Here is an 11199-nt window from a genome sequence, read left to right as displayed (position 1 = left end):
AAACCCGCCTAAGCGGGTTTTTAAACAAACTCTAAAAATTATACAGCTTGTTGAATAATCACGTTGTCTGCTTTTTTAGTGTAAGCAGGCATACGGTGGAAGTTCAAGTAACGGTATGTATCTGACGCCGTTGCATTGATCTTCGCAGCATACTCTTGGTACTCAGCAACTGTTGGTAATTTACCAATGATTGCAGCAATTGCAGCAAGCTCAGATGATGCTAAGAATACGTTTGCGCCATTACCTAAACGGTTAGGGAAGTTACGTGTAGAGGTAGACACAACTGTTGCTTTATCTGCAACACGTGCTTGGTTACCCATACATAGTGAACAACCTGGAGTTTCGATACGTGCGCCAACACGACCAAAAATACCATAGTAACCTTCTTCTGTAAGTTGGTCTTTGTCCATCTTAGTAGGTGGAGCAACCCAAAGCTGAGTCGGAAGTTGACCTTTAAAGCCATCAAGCAACTTACCAGCAGCACGGAAGTGACCAATGTTAGTCATACAAGAACCGATGAATACTTCATCAATTTTCTCGCCAGCAACATCAGAAAGAAGACGCGCATCATCTGGGTCATTTGGAGCACAAAGAACAGGTTCTTTAATCTCAGCTAAATCAATTTCAACGATATGCTTGTACTCTGCATCAGCGTCAGCTTCCATTAGTTCTGGGTTAGCTAACCAATCTTGCATTGCAGTAATACGACGTTCAATCGTACGTACATCGCCGTAACCTTCAGAAATCATCCACTTAAGCATAACAATGTTTGACTCAAGGTATTCAGAGATAGACTCTTTAGATAACTTAACAGTACAACCTGCTGCCGAACGCTCTGCAGATGCATCTGATAATTCAAACGCTTGCTCAACAGTTAGGTGCTCAACGCCTTCAATTTCTAGTACGCGACCAGAGAATTCGTTAATTTTACCTTTTTTCTCAACTGTTAATAAACCTTGTTTGATACCGTAGTAAGGGATTGCATGAACAAGGTCACGTAGAGTGATACCTGGTTGCATTTCGCCTTTAAAACGAACCAAAATAGATTCAGGCATATCAAGTGGCATAACACCGGTTGCTGCTGCGAATGCTACTGCACCCGAACCTGCTGGGAATGAAATACCTAATGGGAAACGTGTATGTGAATCACCACCAGTACCTACGGTATCTGGTAATAACATACGGTTTAACCACGAGTGAATAATACCATCACCTGGACGAAGTGAAACACCGCCACGGTTCATGATGAAATCAGGAAGCGTATGGTGAGTGCTTACATCGATAGGCTTAGGATAAGCTGATGTATGACAGAATGACTGCATTGTTAAATCTGCAGAGAAACCTAAACATGCTAGATCTTTAAGTTCATCACGTGTCATAGGACCTGTTGTATCTTGCGAACCAACAGTTGTCATTTTAGGCTCACAGTACTGACCTGGGCGAATACCTGCAACGTTACATGCTTTACCAACCATTTTTTGCGCTAGTGTGAAGCCTTTATCAGAAACTTCTGTTGCTGTTGGTACTTTAAATGTATCAGTTGCACCTAAGCCAAGAGATGTACGCGCTTTATCAGTTAAACCACGACCGATAATTAGTGGAATACGACCACCAGCACGAACTTCATCTAAAATCACATCAGATTTAAGCTCAAAAGTAGAAATCACTTTATCAGTACCATGTTGCTTAACAACACCTTCGTACGGATAAATGTCGATTTGCTCGCCCATGTTGAGTTCATCAACATTTAATTCGATTGGTAATGCGCCTGAATCTTCCATTGTGTTGAAGAAGATTGGAGCAATTTTATTACCTAAACATACACCGCCAACACGCTTGTTTGGTACAAACGGGATATCATCGCCCATAAACCAAAGTACAGAGTTAGTTGCAGACTTACGAGAAGAACCCGTACCAACAACATCACCTACGTAAGCAAGTGGTAAACCTTTAGTTTTTAATTCTTCAATCTGAGTAATTGGACCTACTTCGCCCGCTTTATCAGGTGTAATACCATCGCGTTCAATTTTTAGCATTGCTAAAGCATGAAGTGGGATATCTGGACGAGACCATGCATCTGGTGCAGGAGACAAGTCATCAGTATTTGTTTCGCCAGTTACTTTAAATACAGTAACTGAAATCTTTTCAGCAACAGCTGGTTTATTAGTAAACCATTCTGCATTTGCCCAAGACTCAATAATTTGCTTAGCGAATGTATTACCTGCTTTTGCTTTTTCTTCTACATCGTAGAACGCATCAAACATAAGTAATGTATTTGAAAGGCCTTTAACTACGATTGGTGCAAGTGTTTCGTCATCAAGTAGGTCAATCATTGGTGCGATATTGTAACCGCCCAACATTGTACCTAATAATTCTGCCGCTTTTTCTTTAGAAACAAGTGGAGAATTAGTTTCACCTTTAGCTACAGCTGCTAAGAAGCCCGCTTTAATGTAAGCAGCATCATCAACACCTGCTGGTATACGCTGAATGAACAAATCTAAAATGAATTCTTCTTCACCTGCAGGTGGAGTTTTGATTAATTCAATAAGATCAGCAGTTTGCTGAGCATCTAATGGCGCTGGTACGATACCTAACGCGGCACGTTCTTCTACGTGTTTACGATATTCTTGTAGCACAATATTGCCCTCTTGGTGACGTGAAAGTATCCGGTAGCGCTTCAAGCGCAAATAAGTTACCCAATACTTATAGTATTCTAACGCGTAATTATAAAGCTTTTATGGATAGATGAAAATCCATCCAGTTACGCAACTGATTATACCGATTATAAATACTATGAATAGTGGTTGTAGTAAAAACTATTTTCATGAATACTTGTTAAGTAAGAATCATTACCATTAACCAATATTAATTTATTACAGGCATAAAAAAACCCAGCACTTGGCTGGGTTTTTATTACAAACTATTTAATTAACGTAAAACTTTAACGTTTTTGATAGTTTTGATATGCGCTTCTACACGACGGTTCTCTGCGTTTGCAGCTTTAGTGTTTGCATCATTTTTAAGACGCTCTTCACCTAAACCAACTGTAGTAATACGGTCTTTAGCAATGCCATCAGAAACTAATTGCTTAGCTACTGCATCAGCACGTTTTTTAGATAACCATTTGTTGTAAGTTGCTTTACCTACAGAAGAAGTGTGACCTTCTAAAAGTACTGTTGTATCTGGGTACTCTTTTAAGAATGCAGATACTTTTTCAATATCGTTTAAGTACTGAGTAGATACTGCTGAAGCATTGTTAGGGAAAGTCACTAATAAGCTTACAGTTACTTCTTTATCTTCATATAAAGTACAACCAGTGCCATCAACTGCATCAGTCATAGGCGTGTTAGCACACTTATCATCTGCATCAGGAATGTTGTCGTTGTCGCTATCTGTAGGAGCTACAGCTACTTCAATTACCTTAGGCTCTGGAGCTGGTTTAACTGGCTCTACAGGAGCTGAATTTTGGCCAAATAAGTAGTTAATACCAATTTTAGCGCCTACATCTGTGTAACCACGGTCAAGACCTTGGTATACAGCTGTTTCAGCATTTACAAATAAGCCATCTGTAATGAAATGTTGGTAACCAACACCTGCATTTAAGAATGTGTTGTCATCTACTACGTCCATTTCTTTAATACCGAAAAGACCGTAGAAAGGACCACCATTTAAATGGTAAAGAGCATCAATACCGTAACGCTCGCCATCAATACTGTTGCGGTTGCCAGCAACTTTATCAAAAGCATTAAAATCCATATCTGCATATTCAAGACGTGCGCTCCAGTAATCACTGAAACGGTAACCGGCTTCAACACCCCAGCCAGTTGATTCATTTACGTCAAGACCAGCTTGAGCACGCATGTTTTTCCAAGATGCGTCATAGTAGTCGCCAAATGCGCCAATGTAGAAACCTTCTTCTTTATCAGCAGCGAATGTAGATGCGCTAGTTGCAGCCAACGCGATTGCAATTGTAAGTGATTTTAATTTCATTGTTTTCTTCCCATTTGAACAATTTTAAATTGTAGCTAATCGATACTAGCTCAATCAGTTTTATATAGACTAACTGAGCCTTTGTTAATCAATACTTAACGAAAAATAAAGTTTATAACTTTTTTCTATGCCCAGTCACAACACACATCCACTTACTATAGGCGAAATTAAAACTTTATTGAAAAATAAATATAGTAGTTTTTTGTAAATTAGTACTTAGCAAGGAATGTAAGAGCAATTAAATTAAATGCACTTATAAATGTAAATGCAAAGAAACATTGCTTGGCTTTAATTCGGCGCATAATACCACCAGAATTAACATTCCCCTAGATATATGCGCATGTTTGATTAAAAAATGACTCTTTTTAATCATGTGGTTATATTTAAAGTTAAGAGTTAAGTACCACAAAAAGTCTGGTAATCATTATCATTTATCGGTGCAGCCTGAAACTCTGATAGCTTTTCATCATCAGAATACGGATTTCCCACTATTTTCATAAAGCGCTCTAGTAACTCACTAGACCCTGCAGCATTATACTCTGCAATTATTTTTTCGATCATATGGTTACGAGGAATTACACGAGGATTTGCCGCTCTCATTACTTCATAACTATTATTGTAAGTTAAGTTTACCCACTTAGCTCTCCATTTGATTAGCGACTCTGGTACTACTGTTTCTCCCTTTAAGGATTCAGTAAGTGCATCAAAGGTATTGGTGTAGTCGAGCTGGTTATCTTTTAATAGCGTTAATAACCCTGCAATTAACTCACTTCCGCTTGCATTTTTTGCACTCAAGCCCAGTTTTTTCTCCCACATAGCCGTAAACTCAGTATTAAACTGCTCAGCAAAACTATTAATAAATGGCGTCATTAACGAAACAGCTTGCTCGTCATCATCACTAATAAGCGGTATTAAGCTCTCAGCTAAGCGTGCGCAGTTCCAGTTAGCTATATTAGGTTGATTACCAAAGGCATAACGACCTTGTTTATCGATAGAGCTAAACACGGTGTCAAAATCAAAATTATTCATCATGGCGCAGGGGCCGTAATCAATGGTTTCTCCACTTACTAGCGTATTATCGGTATTCATTACTCCATGAATAAAACCAACACGCATCCAACTAACCACTAATTCAACTTGGCTTTTAATTACAGCGCCTAAAAAGGCTAAATAGCGTTGTGGCCCTATATCTGTTATTTCTGGATAATGACGCTCTATAGCTAAATCAGCTAAATTCTTAAGCCCTTCAACATCGCCTTGCGTCGCTAAATATTGAAATGAACCAACACGAATGTGGCTACTTGCTAAACGAGTCACTATTGCACCTGCTTGTGGCGGATTACGATAAACCGTTTCACCACTGCCAACGACGGCTAAACATCGGGTGGTTTTAACACCCAGTGCATGCATTGCTTCGCTCATTACGTATTCACGAATAGCAGGACCAAGTGCACAGCGCCCATCTCCCCCTCTAGAATAAGGAGTAGCACCAGAGCCCTTTAATTGAATATCCCACAGCTGATTTTTATCATCATTAATAGCGCCCAGCAAATGCGCTCGCCCATCGCCTAAACGTGGTGAAAAATGTCCAAATTGGTGCCCAGAGTAACCAAGTGCTACCGCAGGAATCGCCTGTTTTTCGTTACCGCTAAAAGTGCTAGCACGCAAATCAGCTGCAACGTTAATATTAAACTCTTTTGCTAAGCTCTCGTTCCACAGCAATAACTGAGGAGAGGCAACACTTGCAGGAAAATCTTCTATCGCAAAGTTTTCCGTAATGTCTGTGTATCTTGGCACTAATTTCATGGTAATTCCTATTATTGCTGACTTATACCAACGCGGTTGTCACCTACACCATAGGCCACAATTAAGCTCAACTCTTGCATACTTAAGCCACTTTGCTTTTGCATTTCATTAAAAAAAGCTTGGGCTGCATTCAGTGATTTTTTAGTTTGTAGGCCGCCATCTATAATTTTATGGGCGCGCAAGTAACTCTCTACATCGCGTGATAGTAAAAAAGTATCTTTACCAAGTGCTCGCAGTGTATAAGGGCCTGTATTGCCACCTAAACGCGAACCATGCTTTTTTAAATATGCCCACAAACCAATAATATCGTCTGTTGGCCAATTAGCGACAAACTGACTAAAACTGCCATGTTCCTCTGCTGTTTCGTGGATCATGTAAGCATTTTCGGTAATTGTTTTTACTTTTTTATAGTTACGAACGATTCGCTCATCCGTTGCTTTTTGTTCCAGCATATCAGGTGGCATCATTAATAACTTATCAACGCTAAAATCCCAAAAAACCTCTCTAAAGCCTGGCCACTTATTATTAATGACTGACCAATAAAAGCCGCTTTGAAATACTTTTCGAGTAAATTCCTCAAGCCAATCGTCGTCACTTAACGTGCTTAGTTGTTTTTTAGATAGCGGTTTTGCAAGTAATAACTTAAGCATTTTTTCGGAGCCTTTTCGCTCTACCGCTCGCTTATAAATATCGCTAAATTTTTCCATACTAATTAAATACCTCACTACTTATATTGCTAGTGTACGAGAAAAGCACCCAATACGTAACCACTCCCATTATGGATGAATGAATATGCATTTAGTCGCTTGACACCTAGACGGCTAAAATGCTTTAATCGCCGTAATTACCCTATTTAAATTGCACAGGTTTGTAAGTTTTTACTCTACAAACAGGTGTAAAGGGCTAGAAGAGGTGCGTTATTCAGGTAGCGTATGTTAGGAGCGCAAACTCCAGTGAGCATACGTGAGGGGGATTAACGCCGAGAAGTAACCACTTTTGCGAGGTGTTTATTTCGGGCGACTAGGTTGAACCCTAGCGACTGTCACCAATAGCTGCTTATAAAAAGCAGCTTATTAGTTTGGTGGAGAGCTTCTGGTCTTAAATATTAAGGCCGTGCGCCCTATTATTTTAAGCCCATTCGCTCTTCGAATTATTAGTTCGAACGACGTTAATGCGGCTCCTTCCATAAAGCTTTTTAACTCTTCGAATAATATCAATTGCATTAAATTAGTTATCGCTAAAATGATCACGTTTTTAATAAAGTTGGTACAAATTATAAGTTCGTGAGAGATGATCAACAACTTCAATTTAAACGACTACTCATTGTGGACCGCGCTCGTAACGCCATTTGATCAACATGGCGATGTTGACTACAACACGTTAACTAAACTGGTTAGCGATCAAGAAGCAGCACATAACGGTATTTTACTACTTGGCAGTACGGGCGAAGGTTTAGCACTAACGCTAAAAGAGCAACAAGCCATTGTTGAACACGTATGCCAGCTAAAACCAGCAGTACCACTCATGGTTGCTGTGGGCGGTAGTAACTTAAAGCAACAAATTGAGTGGGTTAACTACTGTAATACACTACCTATTCATAGCTTTTTACTTGGCTCGCCGCTTTATGCAAAACCCGGTGCTATAGGTCAAACCCATTGGTTTGAAAGCCTACTTAATGCAAGTGTTCACCCGTGTATGCTTTATAACGTACCCGGTCGAAGTGCTATTAGCATTCCAACGGCAACAATTCAAAACTTACAAAATAATAAAAATTTATGGGCGTTAAAAGAAGCGAGCGGCAGCATTGCTCAGTTTGAAGCTTATCGCCAAGCTGCGCCTAATTTAGCTATTTTTAGTGGCGACGATGCGCTAATGCCTTATTTTGCTCAAGCTGGCGCAAAAGGTTTGGTGTCGGTAGCTGCAAATGCATGGCCCGCACAAACTCACGAGTTTGTTAAACGCAGCTTAAGTGGTCAACACCCTAATTTATTTGCCCAGTGGTCAAGCGCTATTAATAGCCTATTTGCTGTTGCAAACCCTATTCCCGTAAAGGTATTGATGCATTTGCAAGGTCGCTTAAGCAGCCCGCAACTTCGTCCACCTTTAACACACCTTGAGTTAACTCAAACCGATTGCATCACAACTGCAAACAACACCATTTTATCTTGGCATTAAATACAGGTTTTTATAATGAGCTGGTTAGAACTATTAAATAATTTAGAATCGGGCGCAGTACGCGCAGCATCACAAAACGAAAGCGGCCAATGGCAAGCTAACGTAGAAGTAAAACAAGGCATTTTGGATGCCTTCAAAAATGGCACTAATACTGAGTTTGCAGGTGGTTTTGTTGATAAACATAACTTAGCTCCGCAAGAATTTAGTACTGACGATGGCGTACGTATGGTGCCGGGTGGCTCTAGTGTTCGCCGTGGTGCTTATGTTGCTAAAGGCACGATTATTATGCCACCAGCGTATGTAAACATTGGTGCATACATCGACGAAGGCACAATGGTAGATAGCCACGCATTAGTTGGCTCGTGTGCACAAGTAGGTAAAAACGTACATTTAAGTGCTGCAGTGCAGCTTGGTGGTGTACTTGAGCCAATTGGTGCAAGCCCAGTAGTTGTAGAAGACGACGCCTTTATTGGCGCTGGCTGTATTATTGTTGAAGGCGTAGTCATTAAAAAAGGCGCAGTACTTGCCCCAGGCGTGCGTTTATCAGCAACTATTCCGGTATACGACTGCGTAAACGAGCGCCAACTCGATAAAGGCGAGCCAATCCCAGAATTCGCGATCGTAATACCAGGCTCTCGCCCTGCGTCAAACGAGTGGGCGCGCGAGCAAGGCTTAAGCATGTCGTGTGCGTTAATTGTTAAATACCGCGACGAGAAAAGCGATGCATCGTTATTGCTAGAAGAGGTTTTACGATAATGAGCTTTTTGAGCACGCCTATCAAAACCGCTGTAAATACAATTACACAACAACTTGATACACCTTTTTTTGTTTACGACCTAGATCAACTAAACACGCATCTTGCACGTTTAGTTGCGCAAACCGATGTAAAACTGTGGTACGCGGTAAAAGCAAATCCACTGTCTAAAATTATTCAAAGCTTAGACAGTGCTGGCTTTAATTTTGACGTAGCAAGTAAAGGTGAGCTTGAGCAAGTGCTAGCACAAGGTATTAGCTCACAGCGCGTGCTCAACACAGGGCCTGCAAAAAGCCCTAAACAAATTAAACACTTTATTGAGCGCGGAGTACGTATATTCGTAGCCGAAAGCCTCAATCAAGTACGTTGGTTAAACCAACAAGCGCAACTGCAAAATACGCAGTTACAAGTGTTACTGCGAGTGCAATTACGCTGGCCTGAAGGTGAAAAAAATCCACTGGGCGGCGACAGCCTTACGCCGTTTGGTTTGGGTTGTAATGAGTGGCAAGCTTTAAATATATCTGATTATTCAGCTCTTAGTTTTGATGGTTTGCATATTTTTCAGTGGGGCAACATGCTTAGCACACAAAAGCTAAGCGACTTGTGGTCACAAATGATTGCCCCCCTTAGCCAACTTGCCAACGATTTAAATATTAGCCTTAAAATTTTAGATTTAGGCGGTGGTTTAGGCATTCCTTATACACAAAATGAAGCAACGCTTGATTGGGATGACTTAATAGCTGCTCTCGCTAAAATAAAGCATGATGCGGGTGTAGAAGAGTTATGGATGGAGCTTGGCCGTTATGCCGTAGGCGAATGTGGTCATTACGCAAACCCAGTGGTAGAGCGCAAACAAAACTATAACCAAGAACAGGTTATTTTGAGCGGTGGCATAAATCATTTATTACGCCCTGCTGTTACCAGCCAAGATTTTCCTGCTGCGTTACTGCGTGAATCCAGTGCTAAAACTCAAGCGGTCACTTTATACGGCCCACTTTGTACAGCGCTTGATTGCTTGGGTGAACATAACTTACCAAGCGATTTAAATGAGCACGACTGGCTAGTATTTAGCCAATGCGGTGCTTACGGCTTTACCGAAAGTATGCCGTATTTTTTATGCCATGAGCTCGCCGGCGAGTACACATTGCAAAACGGTGAACTTACCTGTGTTCGCCAAGCCGAAAATGCCAGCCACTACTTAAGGTAATAAGCATGAGTAATACAACACACATCAGCCAAGAGAACATTGTAGTAGGGGAAGTTGCAAACGGCTTACCGCTTACAATTCCTGTTTATCGTTTAAAAGGCGATGGCACAGGGCCTAGTGTTTATGTTCAGGCCAATATGCATGGCGCTGAAGTACAAGGCAACGCTGTTATTTTTCAGCTACTTGAGCAATTAAAACATCTTAACCTTAGTGGCGATATTACCCTTGTACCTTATGCAAATCCGATTGGTTGTAATCAAAAATCTGGCGAGTTTACCCTTGGCAGGTTCGATCCGATTACGGGCACTAATTGGAATCGCATGTATCACTACAATAAAAATTTAGTGGCACAGTTTGCACAAAATCATACCCAGTATGACGACGCTACATTAAAAAGTAACTTCAAACAGGCGCTTATTGACGAAGTAGACAGCAAACTTAACGGCCCGGCTTATTTACTTAATACGGGTAAACGCATTGCGCTTAACTTACAAAAGCTCGCTCATCAGGCTGATATAGTACTCGATTTACACACAGGCCCTATTTCAAGCAAGCATTTGTACTGCCCAACCTATGCAACCGACAGCGCACGTTACTTTAATATTGAGCATGTATTGCTTATTCCTAGTGATTTTGACGGTGCAATGGATGAAGCTAACTTTTGCCCATGGTGGCATTTGAGTGATGCACTTAGCGAGCAAGGTCGTGAATTATCAATACCTGTAGAAGCATTTACTGTAGAGCTAGGCAGCCAAGAAAAAATAGACTTAAAAGAAGCACTAAACGATGCTAACAGTATTTTAAGTTACTTAAATCACAAAGGTGTTTTACAAAATGCACCGCATACGCCAGCTAATATCACTCGCTATGCATGTAATTTAGATAACTACTTTGCTTATTACGCCCCCATTGGCGGCATGGTTGAATACATAGCCCCACTTGGTGGGCACATTAAATCCGGTGAGCCTATTGCTAATATTTTACGCATGGAGCGCTACTTAAGCGAGCAACCACTGCAAACACTTACTCTCGATTGCGATGCAATTGCCATTTTGCACTTTGCCTCGGCGAGTGTTAACCAAGGCACCGAACTTTATAAGTTTTTTACTAACATATTTGAGCTTTAGCTTACCCTTCTCATTGCGTGAGAGTAATACCAATTGCATTAAATTAGTGATCTATTATAGCGATAAGAAAATAGCTTAATAACAAGGCTAAAATTATGGTACATAGTTGTTCTATATAAATAATTTTTAACGTAGTTAGT

Annotated in this window: 8 protein-coding genes and 1 riboswitch; of the genes, 4 read left to right on the top strand and 4 right to left on the bottom strand. The window is 40.7% G+C overall.

The window, feature by feature from the left end:
* Positions 1–38: 38 nt before the first annotated feature.
* From acnB to GQR46_RS09900, 4 genes are all read right to left on the bottom strand, one after another.
* Entirely contained in the window at positions 39–2636 is a 2598-nt protein-coding gene (gene acnB / locus GQR46_RS09915; RefSeq protein ID WP_007579986.1) for a bifunctional aconitate hydratase 2/2-methylisocitrate dehydratase, read from the bottom strand.
* A 292-nt stretch (positions 2637–2928) separates the two neighbouring features.
* On the bottom strand, positions 2929–3990 hold the full coding sequence (locus tag GQR46_RS09910; protein WP_007579984.1) for an OmpA family protein: 1062 nt from the start codon (positions 3988–3990) through the stop codon (positions 2929–2931).
* Positions 3991–4386: 396 nt separating this feature from the next.
* Positions 4387–5796: a protein adenylyltransferase SelO family protein gene (locus GQR46_RS09905; RefSeq protein WP_165740847.1), complete on the bottom strand. Its 1410-nt coding sequence runs from the start codon at positions 5794–5796 to the stop codon at positions 4387–4389.
* Positions 5797–5807: 11 nt separating this feature from the next.
* Positions 5808–6503, bottom strand: coding sequence for a DNA-3-methyladenine glycosylase I (locus tag GQR46_RS09900; RefSeq protein ID WP_165740846.1), 696 nt, complete (start codon positions 6501–6503; stop codon positions 5808–5810).
* A 192-nt stretch (positions 6504–6695) separates the two neighbouring features.
* Positions 6696–6896, top strand: a riboswitch (Lysine riboswitch).
* Positions 6897–7086: 190 nt separating this feature from the next.
* On the opposite strand from GQR46_RS09900, the gene dapA reads away from it, so the two are divergent.
* The 4 genes from dapA to GQR46_RS09880 are packed head-to-tail and all read left to right on the top strand — an operon-like array spanning position 7087 to position 11059.
* A complete protein-coding gene (dapA, locus tag GQR46_RS09895; RefSeq protein ID WP_165728323.1) occupies positions 7087–7971 on the top strand; it encodes a 4-hydroxy-tetrahydrodipicolinate synthase in 885 nt (294 codons plus the stop codon).
* A 15-nt stretch (positions 7972–7986) separates the two neighbouring features.
* Positions 7987–8727, top strand: a complete 741-nt coding sequence (locus GQR46_RS09890) for a 2,3,4,5-tetrahydropyridine-2,6-dicarboxylate N-succinyltransferase (RefSeq protein ID WP_165728324.1) — start codon at positions 7987–7989, stop codon at positions 8725–8727.
* Positions 8727–9932 carry a PLP-dependent decarboxylase gene (locus tag GQR46_RS09885; protein ID WP_165728325.1) on the top strand — a complete coding sequence of 402 codons (1206 nt, stop codon included), beginning with the start codon at positions 8727–8729 and terminating at the stop codon, positions 9930–9932. The genes GQR46_RS09890 and GQR46_RS09885 overlap by 1 nt, the downstream gene beginning before the upstream one ends.
* 5 nt (positions 9933–9937) lie before the next feature.
* The gene (locus tag GQR46_RS09880; protein WP_165728326.1) at positions 9938–11059 is read left to right on the top strand and encodes a succinylglutamate desuccinylase/aspartoacylase family protein; all 1122 of its coding nucleotides are present in this window, start codon (positions 9938–9940) and stop codon (positions 11057–11059) included.
* Positions 11060–11199 lie beyond the last annotated feature (140 nt).

The sequence above is a fragment of the Pseudoalteromonas sp. Z1A6 genome, from assembly GCF_011378745.1.
Taxonomy (GTDB): domain Bacteria; phylum Pseudomonadota; class Gammaproteobacteria; order Enterobacterales; family Alteromonadaceae; genus Pseudoalteromonas; species Pseudoalteromonas arctica.
Note: the sequence above shows the minus strand (reverse complement) of the source record. Positions and strands in the feature narration are given on the sequence as shown.

Excerpts from the sequence above, each read along its gene's own strand:
- GQR46_RS09910 (WP_007579984.1), bottom strand. The coding sequence starts at position 3,990 with ATGAAATTAAAATCACTTACAATTGCAATCGCGTTGGCTGCAACTAGC.
- GQR46_RS09905 (WP_165740847.1), bottom strand. The coding sequence starts at position 5,796 with ATGAAATTAGTGCCAAGATACACAGACATTACGGAAAACTTTGCGATA.
- GQR46_RS09900 (WP_165740846.1), bottom strand. The coding sequence starts at position 6,503 with ATGGAAAAATTTAGCGATATTTATAAGCGAGCGGTAGAGCGAAAAGGC.
- dapA (WP_165728323.1), top strand. The coding sequence starts at position 7,087 with ATGATCAACAACTTCAATTTAAACGACTACTCATTGTGGACCGCGCTC.
- GQR46_RS09890 (WP_165728324.1), top strand. The coding sequence starts at position 7,987 with ATGAGCTGGTTAGAACTATTAAATAATTTAGAATCGGGCGCAGTACGC.
- GQR46_RS09885 (WP_165728325.1), top strand. The coding sequence starts at position 8,727 with ATGAGCTTTTTGAGCACGCCTATCAAAACCGCTGTAAATACAATTACA.
- GQR46_RS09880 (WP_165728326.1), top strand. The coding sequence starts at position 9,938 with ATGAGTAATACAACACACATCAGCCAAGAGAACATTGTAGTAGGGGAA.